The organism is Pseudomonas sp. AC211, assembly GCF_979258055.1.
In genome coordinates this window covers 3,234,208-3,260,715 of the sequence record NZ_OZ409830.1, presented here as the reverse complement: position 1 = coordinate 3,260,715, position 26,508 = coordinate 3,234,208, and the positions used below count along the sequence as shown (strand labels likewise).

Annotated in this window: 19 protein-coding genes and 3 pseudogenes; 11 read left to right on the top strand and 11 right to left on the bottom strand. The window is 62.6% G+C overall.

Features of this window, described 5'->3' with window-relative positions:
• Window positions 1-74: 74 nt before the first annotated feature.
• Window positions 75-1,115, bottom strand: coding sequence for a TolC family protein (locus tag ACZZZP_RS15325; protein WP_463536659.1), 1,041 nt, complete (start codon window positions 1,113-1,115; stop codon window positions 75-77).
• A 249-nt stretch (window positions 1,116-1,364) separates the two neighbouring features.
• Here ACZZZP_RS15325 and ACZZZP_RS15320 point away from each other — a divergent pair.
• Window positions 1,365-1,651 (top strand): annotated as a pseudogene (locus ACZZZP_RS15320) (Rho-binding antiterminator).
• A 43-nt stretch (window positions 1,652-1,694) separates the two neighbouring features.
• Here ACZZZP_RS15320 and ACZZZP_RS15315 read toward each other — a convergent pair.
• Window positions 1,695-2,136 (bottom strand): annotated as a pseudogene (locus ACZZZP_RS15315) (hotdog fold domain-containing protein).
• A gap of 147 nt (window positions 2,137-2,283) precedes the next feature.
• On the opposite strand from ACZZZP_RS15315, the gene ACZZZP_RS15310 reads away from it, so the two are divergent.
• The 5 genes and pseudogenes from ACZZZP_RS15310 (at window position 2,284) to ACZZZP_RS15290 (ending at window position 7,722) form a co-directional block, all read left to right on the top strand.
• On the top strand, window positions 2,284-2,901 hold the full coding sequence (locus ACZZZP_RS15310; protein ID WP_463536658.1) for a TetR/AcrR family transcriptional regulator: 618 nt from the start codon (window positions 2,284-2,286) through the stop codon (window positions 2,899-2,901).
• Window positions 2,902-3,021: 120 nt separating this feature from the next.
• The gene (locus ACZZZP_RS15305; RefSeq protein ID WP_463383324.1) at window positions 3,022-3,933 is read left to right on the top strand and encodes an AraC family transcriptional regulator; all 912 of its coding nucleotides are present in this window, start codon (window positions 3,022-3,024) and stop codon (window positions 3,931-3,933) included.
• 159 nt (window positions 3,934-4,092) lie between these two features.
• On the top strand, window positions 4,093-4,551 hold the full coding sequence (locus ACZZZP_RS15300; RefSeq protein WP_463383323.1) for a (2Fe-2S)-binding protein: 459 nt from the start codon (window positions 4,093-4,095) through the stop codon (window positions 4,549-4,551).
• A 14-nt stretch (window positions 4,552-4,565) separates the two neighbouring features.
• Window positions 4,566-6,754, top strand: a pseudogene (locus ACZZZP_RS15295) (xanthine dehydrogenase family protein molybdopterin-binding subunit).
• A 2-nt stretch (window positions 6,755-6,756) separates the two neighbouring features.
• Complete coding sequence (locus ACZZZP_RS15290) at window positions 6,757-7,722, top strand: XdhC family protein (protein ID WP_463383321.1); 966 nt, start codon at window positions 6,757-6,759, stop codon at window positions 7,720-7,722.
• A gap of 259 nt (window positions 7,723-7,981) precedes the next feature.
• Here the strand turns inward: ACZZZP_RS15290 and ACZZZP_RS15285 are convergent, their stop codons facing one another.
• Window positions 7,982-8,887, bottom strand: coding sequence for a LysR family transcriptional regulator (locus tag ACZZZP_RS15285; RefSeq protein WP_463383320.1), 906 nt, complete (start codon window positions 8,885-8,887; stop codon window positions 7,982-7,984).
• A 321-nt stretch (window positions 8,888-9,208) separates the two neighbouring features.
• Between ACZZZP_RS15285 and ACZZZP_RS15280 the strand changes: the two genes are divergently transcribed.
• The 3 genes from ACZZZP_RS15280 to ACZZZP_RS15270 all read left to right on the top strand — a co-directional run bounded on the left by ACZZZP_RS15280 (window position 9,209) and on the right by ACZZZP_RS15270 (window position 13,467).
• Window positions 9,209-10,174: an alpha/beta hydrolase gene (locus ACZZZP_RS15280; protein WP_463536657.1), complete on the top strand. Its 966-nt coding sequence runs from the start codon at window positions 9,209-9,211 to the stop codon at window positions 10,172-10,174.
• Window positions 10,174-11,388 (top strand): MFS transporter, encoded by a 1,215-nt coding sequence (locus tag ACZZZP_RS15275; protein WP_463383319.1) that lies wholly within the window; start codon window positions 10,174-10,176, stop codon window positions 11,386-11,388. The genes ACZZZP_RS15280 and ACZZZP_RS15275 overlap by 1 nt, the downstream gene beginning before the upstream one ends.
• Before the next feature lie 111 nt (window positions 11,389-11,499).
• Window positions 11,500-13,467: an alkyl/aryl-sulfatase gene (locus ACZZZP_RS15270; protein WP_463383318.1), complete on the top strand. Its 1,968-nt coding sequence runs from the start codon at window positions 11,500-11,502 to the stop codon at window positions 13,465-13,467.
• A 93-nt stretch (window positions 13,468-13,560) separates the two neighbouring features.
• On the opposite strand, the gene ACZZZP_RS15265 is transcribed toward ACZZZP_RS15270, so the two are convergent.
• Genes ACZZZP_RS15265 through ACZZZP_RS15250 form a run of 4 tightly spaced genes read right to left on the bottom strand, consistent with a single transcriptional unit; the run spans window position 13,561 to window position 17,534 of the window.
• Window positions 13,561-13,869 (bottom strand): DUF202 domain-containing protein, encoded by a 309-nt coding sequence (locus tag ACZZZP_RS15265; RefSeq protein WP_463383317.1) that lies wholly within the window; start codon window positions 13,867-13,869, stop codon window positions 13,561-13,563.
• A complete protein-coding gene (locus tag ACZZZP_RS15260) occupies window positions 13,862-14,245 on the bottom strand; it encodes a YidH family protein (protein WP_463383316.1) in 384 nt (127 codons plus the stop codon). The genes ACZZZP_RS15265 and ACZZZP_RS15260 overlap by 8 nt, the downstream gene beginning before the upstream one ends.
• Window positions 14,246-14,305: 60 nt before the next feature.
• Complete coding sequence (locus tag ACZZZP_RS15255) at window positions 14,306-15,673, bottom strand: DUF1329 domain-containing protein (RefSeq protein ID WP_463383315.1); 1,368 nt, start codon at window positions 15,671-15,673, stop codon at window positions 14,306-14,308.
• A gap of 10 nt (window positions 15,674-15,683) precedes the next feature.
• Complete coding sequence (locus ACZZZP_RS15250) at window positions 15,684-17,534, bottom strand: DUF1302 domain-containing protein (RefSeq protein WP_463383314.1); 1,851 nt, start codon at window positions 17,532-17,534, stop codon at window positions 15,684-15,686.
• Window positions 17,535-17,864: 330 nt separating this feature from the next.
• Here ACZZZP_RS15250 and ACZZZP_RS15245 point away from each other — a divergent pair, with 330 nt between their 5' ends.
• On the top strand, window positions 17,865-18,836 hold the full coding sequence (locus tag ACZZZP_RS15245) for a LysR family transcriptional regulator (protein ID WP_463383313.1): 972 nt from the start codon (window positions 17,865-17,867) through the stop codon (window positions 18,834-18,836).
• Here ACZZZP_RS15245 and ACZZZP_RS15240 read toward each other — a convergent pair.
• The 4 genes from ACZZZP_RS15240 to ACZZZP_RS15225 form a co-directional block, all read right to left on the bottom strand.
• Window positions 18,800-20,098, bottom strand: a complete 1,299-nt coding sequence (locus tag ACZZZP_RS15240; protein ID WP_463383312.1) for an MFS transporter — start codon at window positions 20,096-20,098, stop codon at window positions 18,800-18,802. The genes ACZZZP_RS15245 and ACZZZP_RS15240 overlap by 37 nt on opposite strands.
• A 79-nt stretch (window positions 20,099-20,177) precedes the next feature.
• Window positions 20,178-21,341 (bottom strand): acyl-CoA dehydrogenase family protein, encoded by a 1,164-nt coding sequence (locus ACZZZP_RS15235; RefSeq protein ID WP_463383311.1) that lies wholly within the window; start codon window positions 21,339-21,341, stop codon window positions 20,178-20,180.
• A 10-nt stretch (window positions 21,342-21,351) separates the two neighbouring features.
• Window positions 21,352-22,890, bottom strand: a complete 1,539-nt coding sequence (locus ACZZZP_RS15230; RefSeq protein WP_463383310.1) for an AMP-binding protein — start codon at window positions 22,888-22,890, stop codon at window positions 21,352-21,354.
• A 465-nt stretch (window positions 22,891-23,355) separates the two neighbouring features.
• On the bottom strand, window positions 23,356-25,911 hold the full coding sequence (locus ACZZZP_RS15225) for a bifunctional diguanylate cyclase/phosphodiesterase (RefSeq protein ID WP_463383309.1): 2,556 nt from the start codon (window positions 25,909-25,911) through the stop codon (window positions 23,356-23,358).
• Between the two features lie 231 nt (window positions 25,912-26,142).
• Here ACZZZP_RS15225 and ACZZZP_RS15220 point away from each other — a divergent pair, with 231 nt between their 5' ends.
• The gene (locus ACZZZP_RS15220; RefSeq protein WP_463383308.1) at window positions 26,143-26,505 is read left to right on the top strand and encodes a DUF5064 family protein; all 363 of its coding nucleotides are present in this window, start codon (window positions 26,143-26,145) and stop codon (window positions 26,503-26,505) included.
• The last annotated feature ends 3 nt before the right edge of the window (window positions 26,506-26,508 follow it).

The following is a 26,508-nucleotide window of genomic DNA, read 5'->3' as shown; positions in this document are numbered from 1 at the left end:
TTGCGCCGGTGCGGCCAGCAGACCCATCAGGTTGTACGAGATCTGCACGCCTGCGTCGGTCCAGTGGCGGTTGATCAGGTAGTCGTCATCGCTGGAATGCGGTAGCTGTAGTTGAACGACACGCCGGGGAACAGTTTGAGCAGGGTGCGGCGCGTTTCTTCCTGTGCGATGCGGCCGTTATAAATACCTTCGCGCAGGTCCGGGTTACGCAGCAAAGCATATTGTTCCAGCTGGTCCACCGGTTGGTTGAGCCAGGCGCCGTTGTTGTCGTTAGCCGGCTCGACCACGGTGAAATCGGCAACCAGCGGCAGGTTGGTCAGCGCCGCCAGTTCGATGCGCGCGGTCGACAGTTCCTGCTGAATCATCTCCAGCAGGCGCAGGTTTTCCAGCAGCTGACGCTGGTAGCGCAGCGGTTCGAGCGGCGAACGGATTTTCTCGTTTTCGGCGGCTTGGGCGTCTTTAAGTGCTAACTCGGAATCGGCAATGGTGGTACGCAAAACCGGCAGCAGCTTCTGCGCCGCCACCACGCGCCAGTAAGCGCCGCGCACCTCTTCCATCAAGTTATGCAGCGCCTTGCGGCGACGCTCGCCAGCGATAAACGCGCGGTCGGCGTTCTGTTTGGCGGCGTAATAGCTCTGGCCGAAGTCCAGCAGACTCCACGAGATACCGACGTCGGTGGTGATCGCTTCGCGGCTGGAGGAAATGTACGGGTTGGCCAGGGACGGTTCGCCGGTCACCGAATCTTCGCCGCGCGAGATGAGTTCTTTATCACGGCCACGGTAGCCGGCGGAGGCGATGAGCTTGGGCAGCATGTCGAACTGGCCGACTTCAAACGTGCCTTGCGCCACCGCTTGTTCCATCGCGCGGTAGCGCTGCTCGGCGCTGTACTTGATGGCCCGCGCCACGGCGCCTTCGAGGGTGAGCGGGCCGATGAGCGGCTCAACGTCGCGCACCAGGGCGGCCTTGTCGGCGGCGACGGTGCTGCGCACTTCGTCTTCGGTCAACGCGGCGGTGCCGAAATTCAGCGTGGAGCAACCCGCCAACATCAGCAGCCCCCCAACAAAGACAAAGCGTGTAGACATGCGCAACGTTGATGCTGGGAAGGACAGGGGCATTGAGGGCTCTCTTATTCGAAGTCACAAAGCGACCTGTCAACGAACTTCCGTGGTACGCACAGCGGTTCGCGAGTGTAAGCGCAGCAATATTTCGATGAATAGAGGGGAACTTTAATAATTGCGTTGGCTCTAAGCGCGCTTTTTCGGCGGCGCGATAGATTTGGCGGCCAGCACCGGTCAGCATCGCGTGCGAACCCATCACCACAATGGGCATCCACTGTTGGACACACTCACAAACAGGAGACCAGCATGAGCCAGTACCAGCCAATGAATTGCGACTTGTACGACTACCTCGAAATCGCTTGCATGCACGCTTATCCGTTGCGGATTGAGCTGGTCGATGGCGGCGAACTTCAGGCCACTGCGCTAGACACCCGCACCGCGCCGCAAGCGAAGAGTTCCTGCGGGTGCGTGACGAGCAGGGCGAGCGGGAGATTCGTCTGGATCAGCTACTCGCCATAACGCCACTTAACGAAGGTGCGCAGTTTGGCCGGGTGGAATTGTCCGGCCAGGCGTGCGAAGCGCCGAAGTCGTAACGCAAATAGAAAAGCCGCCCACATGAGGCGGCTTTTTTACGGGTTAACCGAGCTTCACGTTCATGGTGATGCGCGCCGTAAAAACCTTCACGCCGCCTTCGTCGAAGATCTCCACCGGCACTACTTTGTCGCCGCCGGTTTGCCAGTCAATGGCGCTGCCGTCGGCGATGGCGCGTACCGAAGTTTTGGCTTTGGCCAGGGTATTCGACGGTCATGCCTTTTGGAATCCAACGCGCACCGGCTGGAATCGACACTTCAGTCATCATGCCGCCCGCCAGCTCGGCGGCGTTGCACAGGGCGATGGCGTGCACGGAGGCGAGGTGGTTGGTGATTTCTTTGCGAAACGGCACGTTGACTTCGCCTCGACCGGGTTCGAGTACGGAAATTTCCGGGGTAATGGTGCTGAAGTACGGGGCCATTTGGCAGGCCATGGAACTGAACGCCGAGGCGCCAACGCTTTGGTACATGCTGAGTGTCTGACTCATGGACGGTGACCTTTAACGAGTGAAGAAAGCGAAAATAAACACAGAAGTAGAATTCTGTTCTAGAACATTATTCTGGCACTCGACGCTGTCAATCACTCGTCGGGTCGGTACGTTTGTCTTACCATCGCGCTTTTTCCGGACGCGACCATGGAACCTGTTGATCTGCTTGAGCGCTGCTACCCTGGGCGTCGCGCCGAGACCAAGCGGCAAATCCTGCGCACGGCGCTGGCGCTGTTCAATTCCCAGGGTATTGAAGCCACCACCATCGACACCGTGCGTGCCGAAAGCCAAAGCAGCGTCGGTTCGATCTATCACCATTTCGGCAATAAAGAAGGGCTTGTGGCCGCGCTGTTCATGGCTGCGCTCGATGACCAGGCGCGCCTACGCGACAGTTACCTCGCGGGCATCACGTCCACCCAGCAATGGGTGCATGCGCTGGTGCACAGTTATGTGGATTGGGTAGTGAGCGAGCCGGACTGGGCGCGCTTTCAATACCAGGCCCGCCACAGCGTGGCGCAGGGCGCTTTCAGTGAACAGCTCAAGGAGGCCAACCTGGCCAGAAGCGCGCAATTGCGCGACTGGTTCAGCGACGCCGCGCACCGCGAAGAATTGCTCGATCTGCCGCGCGAGCTGATTCCCTCGCTCATCATCGGCCCGGCCGAAAACTACCGCCGCGCCTGGCTTTCGGCGCGGGTCAAACAAAGTCCCGACGCCTATCGCCAGCCATTGGCCGAGGCGGCGTGGCGGGCGGTGGGGCGGGTGTAGCGCGGCTGTAAGGCCGGCCCAGGCGACTCTCGTCATATTGGGCAAGAAACGAAACAAATCAGGCAAGAAGCCGCCAGCCGCCGTGCGCATACTTCCGCGATCCATTCGTAGGAGTCGCCTGTGAAACAAGCCGTCAAATCCCCTGCAGGTGAAAACCCCAACGTTGCCGTATTGGCGGACGCCGTGGCCCGGCTGTTGCGTGCCGATGACGACCTGGTAACGGCCTATCCCGCCCTCAGCCTGTTCCGCCGCCGCTCGGTTACCGAGCCCATGCATTGCCTGTACGGCCTGGGCATTGGCTTGGCATTGCAGGGCGCCAAGCGGGTGATGGTCGGCGACGAGGTGCTGCATTACCGGCCGGGCGAATCGATTGTCACCAGCGTCGACCTGCCGGTTCTGGCCCATGTCACCGAAGCCAGTGCGGCCAAGCCGTACCTCGGGTTGATGCTGACGTTCGACCGCGCGCTGGTGATGCAAGTGGCGGAAACCCTGAACCTGGCCCCGCGCATGAAAGACGAGCGCTTCCGGCCCATTACCGTGCAAGCCCTGGATACCGATGTGGTGGATGCCCTGATCCGCCTGGTCGCCTTGCTCGACAACCCGGAGCTGTTGGCCCCGCTGGCGCCGCTGATTCAAACCGAAATCATCGTGCGCTTGCTTAGCGGCGTTCACGGCCCGCAGTTGCTGCACATTGTGGCGGCGGGTTCGCCCAAGCAGCACATCGCCAAGACCGTCGCCTGGCTGAAGAAAAACTTCCGCGAAACCCTGCGCGTCGACGACATGGCGCAGAGCGCGCACATGAGTCCTTCCACCTTTCGCCAGCACTTTCGCGCGGTCACCGGCATGAGCCCGCTGCAGTACCAAAAGCAACTGCGCCTGCAGGAAGCGCGGCAATTGATGCTCAGCCAGAACGTCGACGCCAACAGCGCCGGTGCCATGGTCGGCTACGAAAGCTCGTCGCAATTCAGCCGTGAATACAGCCGCCTGTTCGGCGCGCCGCCGCAGCGCGACATCCGTCGCATACGCCTATAACGCGGGGCTTGCAGCCCAGCGGTTGTGTCTGGAAATTTCGTTGAATCAGGCAATTGCGCGCGTGGATCAGGCAAGTGATCCGCGTGCTCGCCCGCGCATACTGGCCGCCAGCTATTCCCTCGACCATGCCGCACCGCGTTCTTCACGCCGGAGGATTTCATGCTCACGCTCACCGTCAATAACCAAGAAATGCGTGTCGACGTCGCCCCCGATACGCCGCTGCTGTGGGTTCTGCGCGACACCTTGCAGCTCACCGGCACCAAGTTCGGCTGCGGCATGGCGATGTGCGGCGCGTGCACCGTGCACCTCGACGGGCAGGCGATTCGCTCCTGCGTAACGCCGGTGTCGGCGGCAGTGGGCAAGCCGGTGCACACCATCGAGCAAATCGGCGACAACGGCACGGGCAAGGCGGTGCAACAAGCCTGGCAACAGTTGGATGTGGTGCAGTGCGGTTACTGCCAGTCGGGCCAGATCATGAGCGCCGTGGCATTGCTGGAGAAAAACCGCACGCCCACCGATGCCGATATCGACCAAGCCATGGCCGGCAACGTATGCCGCTGCGCCACCTACGTGCGCATCCGCGCCGCCATTCACCAAGCCGCCAAGACGCTGGCGTAAGCGAGGGATCGGCCATGAGCCAATCGATAGAAAACCAGAGCCGTCGCCGCTTCCTGCAAGGCTCCGCTGCGGGGCTGACCTTGGCGGTGTACTTCCCCTGGGCGATGAAACCGCAGCTCGCCCTCGCAGACGGCCAAGCCGCCGCGCCGGCATTCGAGCCCAACGCGTTTGTGCGAATCGGCGAGGACAACAGCGTCACCGTGTACGCCAAGCACCTGGAAATGGGGCAGGGCGCCTACTACCGGTCTGGCGACCATCGTGGCTGAAGAACTGGACGCCGCGTGGTCGCAAGTGCGGGTCGAAAGTGCCGCCGCCGACGCCAGTCGCTACAGCAACTTGCAGTGGGGCTCGCAAGGCACCGGCGGCAGCAGCGCCATCGCCAACTCGTGGGAACAACTGCGCAACGCCGGCGCCTCGGCGCGCGCCATGCTGGTGGCAGCCGCTGCCCAGCGCTGGCAGGTGCCGGCGAGTGCCATCACGGTTGCCGATGGGGTGGTCAGCCACGCCGCCAGCGGCAAAACGGCCACCTTTGGCGAGCTGGCCAACGCCGCCGCCGAACAGCCAGTGCCGGCGCAGGTGCAGCTCAAAGACCCGAAAGACTTCAAGCTGATCGGCCAAGCGATACCGCGCAAAGACTCCGCCGCCAAGGTCAACGGCACCGCGCAGTACACCCAGGACATTCACCTGCCCGACATGCTCACCGCCGTGGTTGCCCACCCGCCGCGCTTTGGCGCCACGGTGAAATCCTTCGACGCCAAACCGGCGTTGGCGGTGCCCGGCGTGGTCGACGTGGTGCAGATTCCCAGCGGCGTCGCCGTGCTCGCACGCGACACCTGGAGCGCCAAGCGTGGGCGCGACGCGCTGGTGGTGCAGTGGGATGAGACGGCCGCGTTCAAATCCAGTTCGGCCGAGCTGGAGGCGCGCTTCAAAAACTCGCCGAAAAACCCGGCGCCGTGGCCCTCAAGAAAGGCGATGCCGACACCGCCATGACCCAGTCCAAGCACGTGCAGGAGGCCGCGTACGACTTCCCGTACCTGGCCCACGCCGCGATGGAGCCGATGAACTGCGTCATTCGCGTAGGCAAAGACCTGTGCGAAGCCTGGTTTGGCGCGCAGATGCAAACCTACAACCAGCAAGTGCTGGCCGAGCTGTTCGGACTGAAGGTCGAGCAAGTCAAAATCAACACCCTGTACGCCGGCGGCAGCTTTGGGCGGCGTGGCAGCAAGAATGCCGATTACATTCTGGAAACCGCCCACATCGTCAAAGCCATCAACGCCCGCGCCCCGGTGAAAATGGTGTGGCTGCGCGAAGACGACATGCAGGCTGGCCTCTATCGCCCCATGTTTCACCACACCCTGCGTGCCGGTCTGGACGACAAGGGCAATTGCTGGCGTGGCAGCATCGTCTGGTTGGCCAATCGGTGCTGGCCGGTTCCCCATTCGGCGCCGGCATGAAAGACGGCATCGACCCCACCTCCGTCGAGGGCGCGTCCAATCTGCCGTACAGCATCGACGCCATGCTGGTTGATCTGCACACCCCCGACGACATCCCCGTACCGGTGCAGTGGTGGCGCGCAGTGGGCTTCACGCACACGGCGTTTTCCACCGAAACCTTCCTCGACGAATTGGCCCAGGCCTCGGCGCAAGACCCCGTCGCCTGGCGCCTGGGCATGCTCGACAAACACCCGCGCCATGCCGGTGTGCTGAAACTGGCCGCCGAGAAAGCCGGTTGGGACAAACCGCTGCCGCCCGGCAAAGACGGCGAGCGCCGGGGCCGTGGCGTCGCGGTGCACGAAGCCTTTGGCTCGTTTGTCGCCGAGGTGGCGGAAGTGACCGTGCAAAGCAACGGCCGCTTCAAAGTCGACCGCGTGGTGTGCGCCGTGGACTGCGGCATTGTCGTCAACCCCGACGTGGTCCGCGCCCAAGTGGAAGGCTGCGTGGGCTACGGCTTGTCGGCGGCACTGAGCGAAGCCGTGACCTTTACCGACGGCAAAGCCGAGCAGAGCAACTTCCACAACTACACGCCGCTGCGCATCAACGACATGCCCGTCGTTGAAGTGCACATCGTGCCGTCGGCCGCCGCGCCCACCGGCATTGGCGAGCCTCCGTTGCCGCCACTGGCACCTGCCGTGGCCAACGCGCTGGCGGCGGCGACGGGCAAGCGCATCCGGCGTCTGCCGATTGGCAACCAGTTGGTCGGTTGACCATGCAGCACCTCGACGTGCACGTCGCCGAGCAGGCGCTGGCCTGGGCTAGCGCTGGCGAAACGGTGTGGCTGTGCACCGTGCTCAGCACCTTCGGCTCATCGCCCCGTGAACCCGGCTCCATGCTGGCCGCGCGCGCCGATGGCCAGCACGTCGGCTCGTTGTCGGGCGGCTGTGTAGAGGAAGACTTTCTCGAACGTCTGCAAGCCGGTGCCTTCGAGCGTGACGTCAGCACCGTGCGCTACGGCGACCCGGATGGCCCACAAGGCGCGCGAATCGCCTTGCCCTGCGGCGGCATTCTCAACGTGCTGGTGGAACGTCTGGCGCCAACCATTGCTACCCGCGAGCAACTGGAAACGCTGCTGGACACGCTGCTCGGCCAGCGCCACGTGATCCGCCAGATCGACGTGCGCAGCGGCGCGGCAACGGTGCTCGCCGACGACGGACTGGGGCAACGGGTGACCGAACTGCCCGACCAGCATCAAGTCCATATCCGCGTTGGCCCGGCGGCCCGGCTGATCATTGCCGGCATCTCACCGGTCTCGGTGGCCTGCGCCGAATTTGCCCGCACCCTGGGCTTTGAAGTGATCGTCTGCGACCCGCGCGAAGAGGCGCAGGCCGGCTTCACGGTGCCGGGCATTGAGGTGCGTAAGGAACTGCCGTCATCGTTCATCGCCGCCGGCGGTTGCCACGGCGCCACCGCCATCGTCGCGCTCACCCACGACCCACGCATCGACGACCTGGCCATGATCGAGGCGGTGCGTACTTCGGCGTTTTACATCGGCGTGATGGGCTCGCTGCAAACCTCACAAAAACGCGCTGAGCGTTTGCGTCGTTCTGGTGGTTTGAGCGACGCCGACATTGCCCGATTGCACATGCCGATTGGCTTGGACCTGGGCAGCAAAACACCAGCCGAAATCGCCCTGGCCGTGATGGCCGATATCGTGCGGGTACGGCGCGGTAGATGAATTGATTTAGTAGGAGCGGCTTCAGCCGCGAGCTTTTGATCTATCGCTCGTGATCTACCCTGCACCGTTCACGAAACATTCAGCCCACGCGGTAATGAATGAGAATTCAAAACTGAGCCAGACGAGAAACTCGGGATCCAGTATTTCAAGCCGTACACGGTAGATCGGCGAACGTATTCATTACGCGGGGTAGGTCAAAAGCGGAAGATCAAGATCTCGCGGCTGAAGCCGCTCCTACAGGGGCGGCTGCCCGCGCTGGCTATTTCCGTTTCGGCTGCTCAACCCGCAATGCATCCAGAATCAACGAAAACGCCGGCGAAGGCTGGCGGCGTGACGGGTAGTACAAGTGATACCCCGAGAACGGCGGACACCAGTCTTCCAACACACGGCGCAGTAAGCCCTGGCTCAGGTAAGGCTCGAATTCTTCCTCTGGCAAATACGCGATGCCCATGCCGCCGAGCACCGCGTCGGCCACGTGGGTGGTGGTGTTGAACACCAGTTGGCCGTCGACCCGCACTTTTACCGGCTGCCCACGGCGCTCGAATTCCCAGGCATCGACGCCGCCATAGGTGGGAAAGCGAATGTTGATGCAGCGGTGATTGGCCAGGTCGCGCGGCGTTTTCGGGATCGGGTTGTCGGCGAAGTAATCCGGTGAAGCCACCGCCGCCATGCGTACGTCCGGGCCGATGGCGACGGCGATCATGTCTTGCGCCACCGTTTCGCTGAAGCGCACGCCGGCGTCGAAGCGGTCGGCGACGATGTCGCGAAAACCGTAGTTCACGTCCAGCTCCAGCTTGATATCCGGGTACTGGCGCAGCACCGGCATCAGCTTGGGCAGCAGGGTGGTTTTGATGATGTGGTCGCCGCAGGAAATGCGCACGGTGCCCGCCGGTTTGTCGCGCAGTTCGGTGAGGGCATCCAGCTCGGCTTCGATTTCGTCGAAACGATGGCCGATGGCTTCCAGCAACCGTTCGCCCGCCGCCGTGAGCGAAACGCTGCGGGTGGTGCGGGTCAGCAAGCGGATTTGCAACCGCGCCTCCAACGCCGACACCACCTGACTGATCGCCGGCTGCGTGACGCCTAAATGCGCCGCCGCCCGGGTAAAACTGCCCTCACGCGCCACCGTCACGAAGGCCAGCAGATCGTTGAAATTGTGTTTAGTCATCGCCGTACGCGCCCTGTGTTCCGCAACGAGATCGCGGGTGTTGACCAACCTGTAGGAGCGACTTCAGTCGCGATCCCTGGCAACGAAATTCTCGCCCATTAATGGCTCAGTTATTCATCAGCCCAGCTTATAGCCCAAGTAAGCATTCATCAGCTAATCATTAGCTGCCAGGACCGTCACAATCGCCACTCGTAAAACCGAAGCCCTCAGCCGGCGCGGCAATGCGTGCTTGCCCACTCCTTCAACAGGTGCGTCCGATGAATCGATTCAGCGTTCTGCTTTGCCTTTTTGCTCAGCTCGTTTACCGCCATGGGAGCCGACATGTCCAACGGTGCCAATAACTTCTACACCAGCGAAAACGTCACGGTGCAGAAGGTGCAGTTCAACAACCAATACCAGATGCGCGTTGCCGGCAATCTGTTTATGCCCAAGGGCATCAAGCCTGGCAGCAAGAATCCGGCGATCATCGTCGGCCACCCGATGGGGGCGGTGAAGGAGCAGAGCGCCAACCTCTACGCCACGAAAATGGCCGAGCAGGGTTTCGTCACCTTGTCGTTGGATTTGTCGTTTTGGGGCGAAAGCGAAGGGCAGCCGCGCAATGCGGTGTCGCCCGACATCTATGCCGAGGACTTCAGCGCTGCCGTGGATTTTCTCGGCACCCACGCCCTGGTGGATAAACAACGCATCGGCGTGATCGGCATTTGCGGCAGCGGCAGCTTTGTGATCAGCGCGGCGAAAATCGACCCGCGTATGAAAGCCATCGCCACGGTCAGCATGTACGACATGGGCGCCGCCAACCGTAACGGCCTCAACCACGGCTTCAGCCTGGAACAGCGCAAACGCGCCATCGCCCAGGCGGCGGAGCATCGCTATGTGGAATTCACCGGCGGCGACAAGGCCTACACCAGCGGCACCGTGCACAAGCTCGACGCCAATTCCACCGCGATTGAACGCGAGTTCTATGACTTCTACCGCACCCCGCGCGGCGAGTTCACGCCGGCTGGCCAGTCGGGCGAACTGACCACTCACCCGACGCTGACCAGCAACGTCAAGTTCATGAACTTCTACCCGTTCAACGACATCGAGACCATTTCGCCACGCCCCATGCTGTTCATTACCGGCGCCAACGCGCACTCCCGTGAGTTCAGCGAAGCGGCGTACAAGCTGGCCGGCGAACCCAAGCAACTGGTGGTCATCCCTAACGCCGGGCATGTGGATCTGTACGACCGCGTCGAGCTGATTCCTTTCGCCACCCTCACTGACTTTTTCCGAGCGAACCTCAAATAATGACTGTTGCCGACAACCCCGCCACCCAACCCGCTGCGCACGGCTGGAGTGCTGTGCTGGCAATGTCGGTGGCCGCCTTCGCCTTGGTGGCCTCCGAGTTTTTGCCGGTGAGCTTGCTCACGCCCATCGCCACGGATTTGCACATCAGCGAAGGCCAGGCGGGGCAGGCGATCGCGGTGTCCGGCGCGTTTGCGGTGATCACCAGCTTGAGCATCGCCAAGCTCGCGCGGCAGATGGATCGCCGCGTGTTGCTGCTGTGGCTGACGCTGCTGATGGTGGTCTCCGGCACCTTGGTGGCGGTGGCGCCGAGTTACCCGATTTTCATGCTTGGGCGCGCATTGATTGGCGTGGCCATTGGCGGCTTCTGGTCAATGTCGGCCGCCACCGTGATTCGCCTGGTAGCGCCGGCCAACGTGCCGCGCGCCCTGGCGATTCTTAACGGCGGCAACGCGCTGGCTTCTGTGGTGGCAGCGCCGGTGGGCAGTTACCTCGGGGCGATCATCGGCTGGCGCGGCGCGTTCTTCGCCGTGGTGCCGCTGGCGGCCATTACGTTCTTGTGGCAGTGGCTGACGCTGCCGCGTTTGGTGCCTCTGGCAGGCGCCAATGCGCGTGGGCTGCTGACGGTGCTGAAACGGCGGGAAGTGCTGTCTGGGTTGTTAGCGGTGAGCCTGTTTTTTATGGGCCAGTTCACCTTGTTCACCTACCTGCGGCCGTTTCTGGAAAGCGTCACCCATGTCAGCCCGTCGGGGTTGTCGCTGATGCTGTTGGTGCTTGGTGTGTGCGGGTTTATTGGCACGGCGCTGATAGGGTTGCTGCTCAACCGCACGCTGTTCCCGACGCTGGTGATCATTCCGCTGCTGATGGCGGTGATTGCCCTGGTGCTCACCGGGTATGGCGACTCGCAACTGCTCACCGCCGGCTTGCTGGCGCTGTGGGGATTGGTCGCCACCTCGGCGCCGGTGGCCTGGTGGACCTGGTTGGCCAGAACCCTGCCCGACGACGCCGAAGCGGGCGGCGGCCTGATGGTCGCCATCGTGCAGTTGGCCATTACGTTTGGCGCCACGGCCGGTGGCGTGGTGTTCGACGCCCACGGCTACCAAACCACCTTCGGCCTGAGTGCCGGCATGTTGGTGGTGGCGGCGGTGCTGGCCGTCTGGGCCGCGGCCTGCACGCGCAACAGCCGTTTACGGGCGATGGATCAGCCGGCGGTCTAGGCCCATTGCAAGCTGTTATAGCGGCCATGCGCCTCTGATATTGGCGTGGGCGCCGTGGGCTCCCTAGAGTCGGGCGGCGACCCATTCCAACAAGATCAGAAGAGTCTAGCCATGCCTCGTTTCCGCCTGAGCGCCCTTGCTGTGGCGCTGGTGTTTTCGTCTGCCACGTTTGCCGATACACCGCTCGAATCGAAACCCGCTTCGCCCGCCACCCGCGCCCTCAATCAGGCGTGGCTACAGCGTTTACCGTTCGCCGATACGGCCGACTTCGACGACGCCCGTCGCGGCCTGGTCGCACCGTTCACCGGCGTAATCAACAACGAAGCCGGGCAGCCGGTGTGGAACCGCGCCGCCTATAACTTTATCGACAACGCCGCCGCGCCAGACAGCGTGAACCCGAGCCTGTGGCGTATCGCGCAGTTGAATAACCTCGCCGGTCTGTTTCAGGTGAGCGAACGCATCTACCAGGTTCGAGGCTTGGATTTGTCCAACATGACGCTGATCGAAGGCGACAGCGGCGTGATTGTCATCGACCCGTTGATCAGCGCCGAAACCGCCCGCGCCGGGCTGGATCTGTATTTCCAGCACCGCCCGCGCAAACCCGTGGTGGCAGTGATTTACAGCCATGCCCATGTCGATCATTTCGGCGGCGTGCGTGGAGTGATCGACGAGGCCGACGTGAAGGCCGGCAAGGTGCGCGTGATAGCGCCGGACGGCTTCTACGAACATGCCATCAGCGAGAACGTACTGGCCGGCCCGGCCATGATGCGTCGGGCGCAATACATGTACGGCGCGCTGCTGCCGCGCAGCGCCCAGGGGCAGGTGGACGCAGGCCTGGGCAAAGGCACGCCGAGCAATGCGCGAGTGACCTTGATCGCGCCCAGCGAAGTGGTCAGCAAGCCGTTGGAAACCCGCACGGTCGACGGCGTGGAAATCGAATTCCAGCTCACCCCCGGCACCGAAGCGCCGGCGGAAATGAACCTGTACTTCCCGCAATTCAAAGCGCTGTGCATGGCCGAAAACGCCACCCACACCCAACACAACATCCTTACGCTGCGCGGTGCCCAGGTGCGCGATGCGAAAGTGTGGGCGCAGTACCTCGACGACGCGCTGGTGCGCTACGGCAATAAAACCGACGTGCTGTTCGCCCAACACCACTGGCCCACCTGGGGCGCGCAAGGCATCGGCAGTTACCTGGCCGATCAGCGCGACATGTACGCGTTCCTCGACAGCCAGACGCTGCGGCTGATCAACCAGGGCTTGGGCCCGGTTGAAATCGCCGCGCAGCTCACCTCGCTGCCGCCGCGTCTGGCCAACAAATGGTACAGCCGCGATTACTACGGTTCCCTCAGCCACAACGTGCGCGCCGTGTACCAGCGCTACATGGGCTTTTACGACGGCAACCCGGCTACTCTTGATCCGTTGCCGCCGCAAGCGGCTGGCGTGCGCTATGTGCAAGCCATGGGTGGCGCCCAAGCGGTGCTGAATCTCGCCCGTCAATCGGTCGAAAGCGGCGACTACCGCTGGGCCGCGCAAGTGCTCAACCACTTGGTATTCGCCGAGCCGGACAACCAACAGGCCCGTGCCCTGCAAGCCGATGTACTGGAACAACTCGGCTACCAGAGCGAGAACGCCACCTGGCGCAACGTCTACCTCAGCGGCGCTTTCGAACTGCGCAACGGCGTGGCCACCAGCAAACCGCGCAGCACCGCGCCGGACATGGTTCGCGCACTCACCCCGAGTTTGTTCTTCGACTACCTGGCCGTGCGCATCGACGCCCTGAAAGCCGCCGACGAAGACCTCACTATTAACTGGCACTTCACCGACCTCAACGAGGATTACGCCCTGACCCTGCGCAACGGCGTGCTCACCCACCGCAACGGCAGCCGCCACGAACACGCCGACATCAACGTCAGCATGAGCAAGGAACTGCTTGATCGCATCGCCTTAAAGGAAACCGGGTTTCTAAAAGAATCGATGATTGGCGGCATCGACATTGAGGGCGGGAAACTCAAATTACTGAAACTGCTCGGCGGCTTGGATGAGGCGAATTCGCCGTTTAATTTGGTGACACCGTAAGCAAAAAGCATCGCGGCTGAAGCGGAGTGCCGCCCAGCCGCTCCTACAGTAGGCCGATGATCCCCTGTGGGAGCGGCTTTAGCCGCGATGCTTTTAATCAATAGACGCCGGACTAAACGCAGCAAAGCCCAAAAAACCCGCCATTACCGCCACCGCCAACCCCGTCCCCAACACCATCCAAACCCGCGCTTCACCCAGCTCACGTTGCATCATCGCCACGCTATGCCGGTACCGCCGGCCTTCGCTAACGGCCAACCACGCCGCCGTGCCCAGCGCGAGCCCCAGCACCCATACCTGATGCCCGCGCAGCGCCAGACACGCCACCACCAGCAGCGACAATTGCGTACGCCGCCATGCCAGGGCGGTGCGTTCGGCTTGCAGGCCGAGGTCGGTTTCAGCCATGGCCGCGCAGCCAGAACAAAGCCAACAACAGCAGCGCCGCCAGCCCGCAGCACAGGGCCAGTAGCGGCACCAGCCCGGCCAATGGCAACGGGCGGCCGTGGCGTAGTGCGCGTTCCACGGCCAGCCAACGTAAGCACGCGCCGCCGCATACCAGCATGCTCAGGGCCAACAGACTCAAGGTCATGGCCAGGCGCAGCAACGGTTCGAAGGCGTGGGTGGCAAAGGTTTCGACGGCGATGCCGCCGCCCAGCAGGGCCAACGCCGTGCGGATCCAGGCGAGAAAGGTGCGTTCGTTGGCGAGGGTAAAACGCGGGTCGGGCTCGGTGCCGCCGAGTAGCGTGTGCGCCAAGGGTTTGCGTGGGGCAGGTGGGTTCATGGGTGACCTGGAATAAAAAAACGCCGCCGGGCTCTCACACCCGACGACGTGGGGAAGGGATCAGCGCAGGCCTTTGCTACGCAGTGCGCCCGGCGAGTAATCCGAGGCGCTGGCTTTGTAGGTGAAGTCGAACGGCTGGCGCTGTTCGTTGGTCAGGCCCGAGGCCAGGTAGCGGCCGTTGTTGAGGTCGTAGGTGATTTCCATGGCGTTCACCGCCGCCTGGCCGACGCCGTGGTAGTAGCTGTGCGCTTCGCCCACGCGCCAGAGTTCGCCACGGTTGTCGTAGTGGTCGGCTTCGAGAATCGCCCAGGTGTCTTCGTCGATGAAGTAGTGACGCTTGCTGTAGATGTGGCGCATGCCGGGTTTCAGCGTGCCGATCACTTCCCACACACGGTGCAGTTCGTAACGGGTGGCGTCGGGGTTGATGTGGCCGGGCGTCAGCAGGTTTTCGTACTTCAGGTCTGGCGAGGCCAGGCGGTAGCTGTTGTAGGGCACATAGAGGTTTTTCTTGCCCACCAGTTTCCAGTCGTAGCGATCCGGTGCGCCGTTGAACATGTCGCGGCTGTCGGCGGTGCGCATGCCGGCGGTGGTGGGGCCGGCGGTGTCGTATGCCACGCTCGGGGCGCGACGAACTCGGCGCTGGCCGGCGTTATAGACCCACGACAAGCGCGGCTCAGTCACTTGGTCGAGGGTCTCGTGCACCAACACCACCTCGCCGACCATGCGCGAGGGCGCGGTGATCTTGTGGCTGTAGTAGTAAAGAATGTTGCCCGCTTCGTCCGGTTTCAGGCCGCTGACGGCTTCGCGGCGGCTGAAGTATTGCAGCGTGGTCATGAGGGTGTAGGCGCCGTCTTTTTGCGGCGCGGCGCTGTCGGTGGTCAGGCTGAAGCTGGGGTTGCGGTTGCGCGTCAGGTGGTTCCACAACACTTCCAGGCCGGTTTTGGGCACGGGGAAGGCGACCACGCCGGCAAAGCCTTGCACGCCGTTGCCGTCGTTGATCAGCTTGGCTTCGGTGGCGTTGCGCGCAGCGGCGGCGCTGGCTTGATCGTCCACGGCCACGGAGCGATGACTCGGGTAAACCGGCAGGCGGAAGGTCTCGGGAAAGTGTTGCAACAGGGCGATTTGCCCCGGGCTGAGTTGATCTTTGTATTGGCTGTAGTTGCGCGCGTCGATGGTGAACAGCGGCTTCTCGTTGGCATACGGATCGGCCGGCGTGCCGTTGCTGGTCAGCGCCGGCTTGGTGCTCTTCAGGCCGCCGTCCCAGGCCGGAATCTTGCCGTCGGCACTGGCGGCGCGCTCAGCGCCGATGGGGGTCAAGTCGCTTTTCAGGTGCGCCGCTTCGTCCGCCGTGACGGCAGCATGGGCCGCGCTCGCCAACAGGCTGGTGAGTAACAGGCAGCGTTGAATCAGGCAGTAAACAGGTTTCATGGGAACTCCTTCAGAAATTCACGCCGACGCTGATGGACACATAGTCGCGGTCGCCGCGGGTGCCGTAGTCGCCGTCGATAAAGTCGGTGTAAGCCAGGCTCGCGTTGTAGGTGTTGTTCAGCGAGGCATCGAGGCCGACGCTGATGGCCTTGGAGCCTTCGCTGAAGGCCGAGCCTTCGCCGGGGCCGTTGCCCTCCACGTCGTGTTGCCACGACAGGTTCGGGCGCAGGTCCACGCCGGCGATCGCGTTCGGGTAGCTGAGGTTGGTGCGCAGGCGGTAGCCCCACGAGAACGGCGTCAGGAAGCCTTTGTCGTTGCAATGTTCCGGCGTGCGCGAGTTGTTCAGGCATACGCTGTTGTTCGCCAATACGCCGCTGCCAAAGGTGCCGCTGCGGCCGTAACGCGGCCCGTATTTGCCTTCCAACCCACCGACATAGGTGGCGCCCACTTCGCCCACGACCACCATCTGATCAGCGCCCAATACCTGGCTGAACGAGTGCGTGGCGGTGACTTGCGCCTGGCTGACTTCCTTGCGGCGGTAGCCGTTGAACAGCGCGCTGTTGGCCGGCGGGCGTGTGCCGTCTGCTACCAGCGGCGAGCGCGAGGCGTTGTTGAGCAGCGACTGGATGATGTCGGTACCGTTGAGCTGAATCGGCATGTTTGGCCGGTAGCTGATCTCGCCTTGCAGCGCGGTGCCGGTGTCCAGATTGGTGGAGAAGCTCAGGCCGTACAGGCGAATGTCTTCCGGGTACTGCGCCAGGTATTGCGAGGTGCCCATGCGCAACGCGCCTGCCAGGGTTTGCCCGGCGCCGGCCAGAAACGCATTGCAGTTGCCCAGCGGTATGCCGGCGTTGCTGCACAGGCGGCCGGCAAACGCGGTGTTGGTGGCGTAGGGGCTGCTGATGGTGCCCATGTACGGCAAGCGGCTGTGGTAGTTGGCGATGTAAGCGCCGAACTCGGTGTCCAGCTCGGCAGCAAACCAGCGCAGCGACATGCCCCACTGGCCGCTGTTGCGCGCGTCGTCGTCTTTGGCGCGGGGGATGCGGATGCCTTCATCTGTCAGGTTGACGCCAAACGGCGTCAGTCCGCGCACCGCCGTGGCGTTGCCGGTCAGCACGTTGCCCACGTCCAGGCCGTCGCAGCCGTCGGCGAGAAAGTCGTTGCTGGAAAAGAAGGTGCCGCAGTTGTCGAGCTGGGTCTGTTCCCAGTCCAACTGGTAGAAGAAATCGCTCGACAGCGACTCGGTGAGGTTCTGCGACACGTAGAACATATTCACCGGCACCAGGCCTTCTTTCACTTCCGAGCCAGGGCGGCGCAGGGCCGACAGGTTGAACGGGTTGACCACGTTGAGCCCGCCCTGGATAAACGTGCTCTCACCCCAGTTCACCACTTGCTTGCCGAGGCGTGCCGAGCCCGGTTGATTGGCGAGGGTGTAGTTGTAATAAGCGAAGGCATCCAGCAGTTCGGCGCCGGCCGATTTCGCTGACTGTTTGCGGTTGTTGTCTTCCACGTTTTTGAAGCGCTGGTCTTCGTCGCGCAGCACGTAGTCGTACCAATAACTGCCGCGCAAAAACACGCCCATGTCGCCGTGGCGCAGTTCCAGATCGTGGTTGCCTTTGAACAAGCCGGAGAAGGCATCGCCAGAGGCAAAGTTGCGGCGGCCATCGTCGCCGGTGGCGCTTTGCAGTTGCTTGGGGTCGGGGTTGGCGGTGGAAATGCTGGTGCCAATGGACAACGAAGAGTCCAGCTGGCCTTCAACTTCGCCGAGTTGGAAATCCACGGCCATGGCATTACCGAACAGGCAACTTAGCGGCAATAACAAATAGGCTGGCGTGATAACGCCGTATCGCTTGAATTTCATCACTCTCTATCCTCTTGTTGTTGTCGAGTGAGTTAAAAGTTCAGGCGCAAAGGCAATAAGAGTTGAATCAGCAGGCACTGCCAGGCCTCGCCGTAAGCGGCGGGGTACGGGGGTTCGACGCGGTTGAAAGGCGGACGAAAGTTATGCCTTGTTTCCAGGCTTATTGTTCTGCGCGGTGAGGTTCGCGTTATAAAGCGGTGGTGGAAAACTCCAAGGTTTAATAGTTGATCGCTTGTGTTTCATCGATACTATGGGCGCACGAAAAGCCCCACAAATAGTGTCTTTGCATACTTGCCATACCGCTTTGGCATGGCTTGAGAGAAGGGTGTTATGACCTTAAAACAGCTTCGCTACCTGATCGCCATCGCCGAGGCTGGCAGCTTTTCCTCGGCCGCGCGCCGGGCCTACATCGCGCAGCCGGCACTGAGCCGGCAGATCGGCTTGCTGGAGAGCGAGCTGGAGCTGCAATTGCTTGAACGCCAGCACGACGGCGTGGTGCTCACCGACGCCGGGCGCCGGCTTTATGAAGTGGCGCGCTCGGTGGTGCAAAAGCTCGATTCGGTAAAGGACGAACTCAGCTCCACGCGAGGCGATCCGAAAGGCCAGGTGGCCATCTCCATTCCCGCCACGGCCTCGACCTTGCTGCTGCCGGAAATCATTTCCCGCGCGGCGGAAAAATTCCCCAACATCATTCTCACCGTGTGGGACGGGCTGACCCGCGAAGGCGGCCAGGCGATTGAGTTGGGCAAAGTGGATTTCGGCGTGGTGCCCAATGCCGAGGAGCTGGAGCACGTTACCGCCGAGCCGATTTTCACCGAGGATTTGTATTGGGTTGGGCGCGGTCCGGGGTTGGAGAGTGACGAGCCGATTACCCTCGCCGAAGCGGGCGCCACCCGTTTGGTCATGGCGCCACGGGCGTTGCACTTGCGCCGCCGAATCGAACAGGCGGCGATGGAGGCGGGGGTGAACTTGAATGTGGCCTATGAGCAGCAGTCGGCGCCGGGTATCGGCAGTCTGGTGCGCACCGGCCTGGCGGCGACCATCAGCAATTGGCCGCCGCTGGAAGAGCTGTTCAAGCCGACGTCGGCGCGGCTGATTGTCGAGCCGCGCATCACCCGCACGGTGTCGATTGCTCACTCCATTCACAAGCCGCTGTCGTTTGCCGCCTCGTGCATGCACGACCTGGTGCGCACCATTTTGCTCGACGCGGTGCGCGAGGGGCGGTGGCGCGGCAGCTTGATCGAGCGCAGCGCCGACGACTTCACTCAGGCGATGGAGCCGGCTGCCAGCGCGTCGTCCTGAGCCAGGCGCTGCTGCGAGCGTTGCGGGTTCATGGTCACCAGCCCGATCAGCCCGGCCACCAGCGCCACCACGCCGCACACCAGAAAGCCCAGCGCGTAACCTTCCGGGTGATTGGCGCCTGCGCCGTGCACCAACAAACCGGTGACTACCGGCGCCGACAACCCGGCCAGCGAGGCCACGCCATTGCCGATGGCCAGGATGCCGCCGCGTTGGCTGCTGGGGGTGAACTCGGCGAGCATTGCCGGGCCGACCGAGTACATCACCAAGGCGAAACCGCCGCTCAAGGTCAGGGTGATGATGCGCGTGGTTACGGACAGTTCATGCATCATCAAACTGGCCGAAAACAGCCCGCTGACAATCAGGCACAGCGACACAAACGTGCCGCGCGCCACCCGCGATTGCACGCCACGGCGCATCAGGCGCTGCGACAACCACGCCATAAACAGGCTCAGCGGCGTGGTGACCACCACGAACAGCACAAACATTTTGCCGGTCTTCAGCGGGTCGATACCCAGGCCTATTTGCAGGTAGCTCGGCACCCAGGTGAGCGTCAGCGCCAGCGACCAGTTGGCGGCAAAGTGGCAGGCGTAGTTGCCCAATACGGTGGGGTCGGTGAGCAAGCGGCGATAGGGCACGCGGTGGCTGTCGGGCTTGAGCTGGGTGGCGCGCAGGGTGTCGAGCGTGCCTTCGCGGCCGAGCAGCAACCACAGTGCGCACCACACCAGGCCGATGGCCGCCAACACCGCGAAGTTGGCGCGCCAGCCGTAATTCAGGCTGATCCAGGGAATCATCGCGCCGGCCACCAACAGGCCCAGCGCGCCGCCCGAATGCAGCAACGCCACCGGCAGATTGCGGCGGTTATCGGGAAACCATTTGTACAGCGCGTGGGTGGCGACCGGCGAGGCCGGGCCTTCGCCGATGCCGAGCAACACGCGGCAGGCGACGATCATCCACAGCGAACTGACCAGCAGCATCGGCAGCTGAATCAGCGCCCAGAACAGGCCCATGCCCAGCAGCAGGGTGCGGGTGGGCCGACGGTTGGCGAGAAAGCCGCCGACCACCGCCGATACGGCAAACAGCCAATGCAGCGCGCCACCAATCAGGCCGAACTCGGTGGGGGTCAGTTGCAGTTCTTCGGTCATCGGCACGGCGACCAGGCCGATCACCACTTTGTCGAGGAAGTTGACCAGCATCATCAGCGCCAGCAGCACGGCGATGGTCCAGGCCGTGGCGGGGCGGTAGGCGGGAGTAGGGAGCGTCATGGCGCGATCTCATTGTTGTTATTCGGAAGGTGAAACGGCCCCGTCGTTCCTCCCTGGTGCGACGGGGCGAGGCGGGCGTTTAGCCCGGCAACAAGATGCCTTTGGCGATGGTGTTGCGCTGGATTTCGCTGGTGCCGGTGAGCACGCGCATCATGCGCGTGGCGCGGAATAACCACTCCACCGGATGACCTTGAATCAGCCCGGCACCGCCATGGATCTGCACCGCCTTGTCGGCAATGCGAAACGCGGTTTCCGAGGCGAACAATTTGCACATCGGCGCCTGCACCTTGATGTCGCCGCCGGCATCGTTATTGGCGGCCGTGGCGTACATCATGCTGCGCGCGGCATACAGCTCGGTGGCCATGTCGGCGAGCATATGGTTGATGCTCTGGAACATGGCAATCGGCTGGCCGAACTGCTTGCGGGTGCGGGCGTAATCCAGCGACAGGTTCAGCGCCAGGCCGGCCATGCCGAGCATGGTCGGGCAGTGCAGCAGTCGGTTCAGGGTAATGCGCCCCATCGCCAGTTTGAAGCCTTCGCCTTCCTCGCCAATGCGGTTGGCCGCCGGCACGCGCACCTTGTTCAGGCTGATATTGCCGTGGGCGCCGCCGCCTGACATCACCGAATAATCGCTGTCCACCAGCACGCCTTCAGCATGCAAATCGACAAAGAACGCCGAGATGCCTTTCGGCCCACGGCCCGGCTCGGTCACGGCCAACAGCACCGCCAAATCGGCGTAGGTGGCGCCGGAGATATAGCGCTTGGCGCCGCTCAGCACATAGTCGTCACCGTCACGCACGGCCGAGGTGGTAATGGCCGTGGCGTCGGAGCCAGCTTCGGCTTCGGTGAGGGCGAAACACACGGCTTTTTCGGCGTGGCAGATGGGGCGCAGAAACGCCTCGATCTGGTGTTCATTCGCCACCTTGAACAAATGCCCCACGCGTGGCGGGCCGGACAGCTCGCCAAGAATATGCGGCGCCAGCGGGCAGCCGGTGAGCACAGCTGCTTCCTTCACCGCGCACAGCTCGGCAACGGTCAGCCCGGCGCCGCCGAGTTCCTGCGGCAGCATGGCGTTGTAGAAGCCCAACTCGCAGGAGCGCTGCCACACCTGGCGCAGCAGCGGCTTAGCCACCGGCTCGCCCCAAACGATGCCTTCGCGCTTTACCAAGGCATCCAGTTCATCGCGCACAAAGGCCTGAATGCCGGCAATCAGGTCGCTGGCTTTTTCGCTTACGTTAATCATGGTCGTCCCCTTAAATGCGGCGTTCGCTGTTCTGCCAATACGCTTCGCGAATCAGGCGGCGCACGACTTTCCCGTTGGGGTTCTTGGGCAACTCCTGAACGAAGTCCACCGCGCGCGGCTTCTTGAAACCGGCCAGCGATTGCCCGCAGTGTTCGATGATGGCTTCGGCGCTGAGGCTCTGGCCTGGCTTGAGCACCACCACCGCACGAACCGCCTCGCCCCATTGTTCGTCCGGCACGCCGACCACGGCGGCTTCGAACACTTCGGGCAGGCTGTAGAGCACTTGTTCGACTTCGGTGGGGTAGATATTGAAGCCGCCGGAAATGATCATTTCCTTTTTGCGGTCGACGATAAACACGTAGCCGCGCTCATCCACCGTGGCCAGGTCGCCGGTCAGGTAGTAGCCATCGCGCATGACTTCGGCAGTTAGCTCGGGCGACTGCCAGTAGCCCTGCATGATGTCCGGGCCCTTGACCACGATTTCGCCGATGTCACCGGGACGCACGTCTTCAAAGTCGTCATTGACCACGCGCAGATCGGTCTCGAAATAGCAGCGGCCGCACGAGGCCAACAGGCGGGGGTCGTCGAGGTGGTCTTGCTCGGTCAACACGGTGACCAGCGAGCAGGTTTCCCCGGCGCCATAGCCTTGCACCAGAATCGGCCCGAACACCTCGATGGCTCGTTGCACCAACGCCGGCGCCATGGGCGCCGCGCCGTACATGACCACGCGCAGGCTGGACAAATCGTACTGCTCCACCCCCGGCACATTGACCAAGCGGTTGATCATCGCCGGCACCAAAAACAGCCGGGTCACGCGTTCGCGCTGGATGGTCTCGAGCAACAAACGGTCGTCGTATTTTTCCAGCAGCAAATTGCAGGCGCCCACCGCCAGCAGCGGCATGATCTGCATCCCGCTGGCGTGAGTGATGGGGCCGACATGGGCCATGACATCGGCCGGCGCCGCGCGCCGCGACGGGCTGGCGATGCTCTTACGGATCAGCGCCTTGCGGTTGCCAAACGACAACATCGCCGCCTTTAGCACACCGGAGCTGCCCGAGGTGTAATGCAGCACGGCCAGCGCGTCGTCGGCCGGGTCGGCGTGCACGGGCGCTTCGCTGCCGCTGGCGAGTACGGCGCTGTAGCTGATATCGCCGCTTTCGTCGTTCAGCGAAATGATCCACTGCAACCGCGCCACCTCGCCACGACGCGCCTTGAGCGCAGCGGCGAAACGGCTATCGGCGACTACCGCCTGGCTGTGGGAGTCGTTGAGCACCTGGATGATTTCATCCAGCGAGAGGCGGGCGTTGATCGGCACCTTGACCATGGCGCGCTTGTATAGCGCGATTTCCGCCTCCACCAGCTCCACCCGATTGGGCGCCAGGATGGCGACATGCGCGCCTTCGGCCAGGCCGAGCGCCGACAGGCCGGAAGCCAGGCGATTGGTGCGACGTTCGAGTTCGGCGAAGGTCAGGCGTTGTTGGCTGTCGATCAGCGCCATGTGGTCAGGCCAGTACAACGCGCTGCGGCTGACGATTTTTCCTAAGTTCACTGTTGTTGTTCTCACCGGCAGGAAATGTGCGCCGATGCTACTGAGGGGGGGGCTTAAGAGAACCAATACAACAGTACGATGCAGGCCATAACGTTTCGGAATGGCCGTGTTTTTCTCAACCTGTGGGAGCGACTTCAGTCGCGATTCCTGGAAACGGCGGTCACGAATTCCGTATGCAGGGATCGCGACTAAAGTCGCTCCTACAAAGGCGGTACGCTGCGCGGTCCGGCGTGATTTCGCCTTGCCTGGCTCTAGCCAAGAAGCCCGCTATACCGCGTGTTTCTGTGGGAGCGACTTTAGTCGCGATTCCTGGAAATATCTGGGCCCGAGTAACGGCTGGCCCTCACCCCTAGCCCCTCTCCCGTAAACGGGAGAGGGGAACGGATCGGCGTACACGGTCAGCTCCCTCTCCCGTTTACGGGAGAGGGTTGGGGTGAGGGGCTGTTGAATTTGAAGGGGCGAGGTTTAGTGGAACAACAGCGCAGTAATGGCGTCCGCTTCCAGCGGCCGGCTGAGGAAATACCCCTGACCTTCGTCGCAGCCCACGGCGTTGAGCATGGCCAAATGCTCGGCCGTTTCGATGCCCTCGGCGGTGACGGTCAGCGACAGCGCGTGCCCCAGGCCAACGATGGCGAGGATGATGGCTCTGTCTTCTTCGCTGCCTTCGATGCAGTTGAGAAAGCTGCGGTCGATTTTCAGGCCGTCCAAGGGGAAGGTGCGCAGGTAGCTGAGGGACGAATAGCCGGTGCCGAAGTCGTCCATGGCCAGGCGTACGCCCAGCTGTTTCAGTGTGTCCATCATTTCCAGGGCGCCGGCAGCATCTTCGATCATCACGCTTTCGGTGATTTCCAATTCGACGCGCCCCGGGCTGATGGCCGATTCACGCAGGGCGCTTTCGATGCGCTCGACCAGGTCGCCGCTTTTGAATTCGATGGGCGACAAGTTGATGGAGATAAACACGCTTTCCGGCCAGGTGGCGGCCTGGCGGCACGCGGTGCTGATGACCCAGTTGCTCAGCGCGATGATCAAACCGGTTTGCTCGGCAATCGGGATAAAGGTGTCGGGCGGTATCAGCCCGCGCTCTGGGTGCTGCCAGCGCACCAAGGCTTCGACGCCGACCAGGCGGCCATCGGCGATGCAGTAGCGCGGTTGGTAGTGCAGGCGCAGTTCGTTGTGCTGAATGGCAAAACGCAGGTCGGTTTCCAAGCGACGGCGTTCGATGATTTTCGTGTTCATTTCCCCCGAATAGAAACGCCATGTGCTGCGCCCGCCGGCTTTGGCTTCATAAAGCGCGATGTCGGCATAGCGCAGCAGTTCGCTGGCTTCCATCGCGTCGTTGGGCGCCATGGCAATGCCAATGCTGGCGCTGACGAAGGTTTGCTGGCCGTCGACGTCGATGGGCTGTTCGATGGAGTCGAGCAAACGTTGGCACAGGGTTTCGACATGGCCCTGGGTGGTCAGGTCGGTGAGGATCAGCACGAACTCATCGCCACCAAAGCGGGCCACCAGATCGTCCTGGCGCACGCATTCGGTTAGCCGCGCCGACACCACGTTGAGCACCACATCGCCGGCCGCGTGGCCGAGCAGGTCATTCACCGGCTTGAAGCGGTCGAGGTCGAGGCTGAGCATGACCAAGGGTTTTTCACGGGTCGGCACGGCCTTGAGTTTGCCGTCGAGAAACTTCTGCAAGCGGGTGCGGTTGGGCAGGCCGGTGAGGGCGTCGTGCTGGGATAAAAATTCGATCTGTCGCCGCGCTTCCACTTCGCCTGTGACGTCGGTGGCGGTGCCGCGAAAGCCAGCGCTGGTCATGGCGCGGGCCGACACGCGGGTGATGCGTTGCTGGCCTTGGGTGCCGACATAGCGGCAGTGGATGCTGGTGTCGGTGCGCCGGTGGCCGCTGCTCAGCCACTGCGACAGGGTGCCGTGTTCGGTGGTCAACAGGGCGTCGATGTGGCTGCCCAGCCACGTGCCGCGCGACAGCCCCGTGACCGCTTCAAAGCGTTCGGACAGGTAGGTGAAGTGGCCGCTTTGGTCGATTTCCCAGATCCAGTCAGAGCTGATTTCAACGATGTCGCGAAACCGCGCTTCGCTTACGGCCAGGGCGCTCTCGCTGCTTAGCAACGAGTGATAGCTTGCGTCCAGCGCCTTGGCCCCCGCCGTGGTGCGGCGCAGCAGAACCCAGGCCATCAGGCACACCAGCAGCGCTACGCCGCCGAGCAGCGGCAGGCCCAGGCCGAGCAGGCGTTTGCCCGGCTGCTCGGGTTGCCAATGCAGGTACCCGGCGACGCCGTTTTCACCCAGCGGCAAAATTGAGCGTTCGTTCAATTCGTTCGGGGTTGCCAGGCGCAAGCCTTCCACGCCGAATTCGCGGCCGACGGTGGCCAACCGGGCGTTGTCGAGAATGTCGACGAAGATGAGTACCGAGTTCTGTCGCTCGTCTGCCTTCACCGTTGGGTCGGTGCCGGGCGTAATGGCAGCGGCGGCCACCAAGGCCGGCGCGCCATCAATGTTGATAAACCGGGTGGTCGGCGATTCGTCTTCGGCGCCGGCACGGGCCTCGGCGACGATGGGCGCCAGCGACTCCTTGAGCCAGTCGTCGGCTGGCACCTGTTGCAGTTGACCCCGGACGACCGCGTACGCCGTGCGGTCGGTGTCATCGACCACGAACAGCGCCTGGAAACCGAAATCGTCGTACAGCGAGGGACCGATGTTCTGCCGCACGTAGGCCCAATCGGTGTCTACCGTAACGTGCAGGTGTTTGTAGGCATCGCCCCAGAAGGCATAGTCCTTGACCACCGAGCGCAGGGATTTTTCGAACGAATGCACAGCCTTCTCGGTGTAGAAAGCGCCTTCGGTTTCCTCCGTGCGATCCATGTCACGGGCAAGGTAGACCAGCAGATACCCGGCGAGCAGGAACACGCTGACCAGCAAGCCGATAAATTTGAACAGTGAAATACGCGTGAGGGCCACGCTGGTGCGGTTAAGGGGAGCGACAGGCTGGGGCGGTCTGGCTTGGGTCATAGGCTAGTTACAACTCTTGATTCGGCTTTTCTAATGCACCTTCAGTTTATGCAACCGTCATAAGAGCGCTAGGGGCAGAATGTTGAAACATCACCCGGCCTTGCGCTGGGGGGCTTGACGTGGCGCTTTGCGCTTTACAAATCAGGGAAAAAAACTAGCGTACACACCCTGTGGGCCCACCCATATTCCGCCGTTGCCGGCGCTGGCTACCGTTATTCAGGAGAGAAAAACATGGCTACGTTTACCCCCGGTCACCTGCACATCGAGCGCCACGCGCTGACGCCCAACGATGTGAGTTACAACATTTGCATCGACTACGAAGTTTCTTCTGATGAGCAAAAAGGCAAGGGCATGCTCTTCACCCTCCATGGCAGCATTCAAGGCAAAGACGTGCGCGAGAGCTTCTTTCTGCCACGGGACGAGGCGTACAACTTCGCCAGCAACGTGACGAAAATCGCCGAAAAATACGGCATCCCGAAAAGCCAGAGCAGCATTGGCTCAATCCACAAACACTACGACGCCATGTTCGAAGACGTACGCGCGCAACTGGCGATGAAACCAGGCGAGCCGGTAAACCCTGAGCATTTTGAGTGAGTA

Coding starts and splice junctions, on each gene's coding strand:
- ACZZZP_RS15325 (WP_463536659.1), bottom strand. CDS start 1,115: ATGCCCCTGTCCTTCCCAGCATCAACGTTGCGCATGTCTACACGCTTT.
- ACZZZP_RS15310 (WP_463536658.1), top strand. CDS start 2,284: ATGGAACCTGTTGATCTGCTTGAGCGCTGCTACCCTGGGCGTCGCGCC.
- ACZZZP_RS15300 (WP_463383323.1), top strand. CDS start 4,093: ATGCTCACGCTCACCGTCAATAACCAAGAAATGCGTGTCGACGTCGCC.
- ACZZZP_RS15290 (WP_463383321.1), top strand. CDS start 6,757: ATGCAGCACCTCGACGTGCACGTCGCCGAGCAGGCGCTGGCCTGGGCT.
- ACZZZP_RS15285 (WP_463383320.1), bottom strand. CDS start 8,887: ATGACTAAACACAATTTCAACGATCTGCTGGCCTTCGTGACGGTGGCG.
- ACZZZP_RS15280 (WP_463536657.1), top strand. CDS start 9,209: ATGTCCAACGGTGCCAATAACTTCTACACCAGCGAAAACGTCACGGTG.
- ACZZZP_RS15275 (WP_463383319.1), top strand. CDS start 10,174: ATGACTGTTGCCGACAACCCCGCCACCCAACCCGCTGCGCACGGCTGG.
- ACZZZP_RS15270 (WP_463383318.1), top strand. CDS start 11,500: ATGCCTCGTTTCCGCCTGAGCGCCCTTGCTGTGGCGCTGGTGTTTTCG.
- ACZZZP_RS15265 (WP_463383317.1), bottom strand. CDS start 13,869: ATGGCTGAAACCGACCTCGGCCTGCAAGCCGAACGCACCGCCCTGGCA.
- ACZZZP_RS15260 (WP_463383316.1), bottom strand. CDS start 14,245: ATGAACCCACCTGCCCCACGCAAACCCTTGGCGCACACGCTACTCGGC.
- ACZZZP_RS15255 (WP_463383315.1), bottom strand. CDS start 15,673: ATGAAACCTGTTTACTGCCTGATTCAACGCTGCCTGTTACTCACCAGC.
- ACZZZP_RS15250 (WP_463383314.1), bottom strand. CDS start 17,534: ATGAAATTCAAGCGATACGGCGTTATCACGCCAGCCTATTTGTTATTG.
- ACZZZP_RS15245 (WP_463383313.1), top strand. CDS start 17,865: ATGACCTTAAAACAGCTTCGCTACCTGATCGCCATCGCCGAGGCTGGC.
- ACZZZP_RS15240 (WP_463383312.1), bottom strand. CDS start 20,098: ATGACGCTCCCTACTCCCGCCTACCGCCCCGCCACGGCCTGGACCATC.
- ACZZZP_RS15235 (WP_463383311.1), bottom strand. CDS start 21,341: ATGATTAACGTAAGCGAAAAAGCCAGCGACCTGATTGCCGGCATTCAG.
- ACZZZP_RS15225 (WP_463383309.1), bottom strand. CDS start 25,911: ATGACCCAAGCCAGACCGCCCCAGCCTGTCGCTCCCCTTAACCGCACC.
- ACZZZP_RS15220 (WP_463383308.1), top strand. CDS start 26,143: ATGGCTACGTTTACCCCCGGTCACCTGCACATCGAGCGCCACGCGCTG.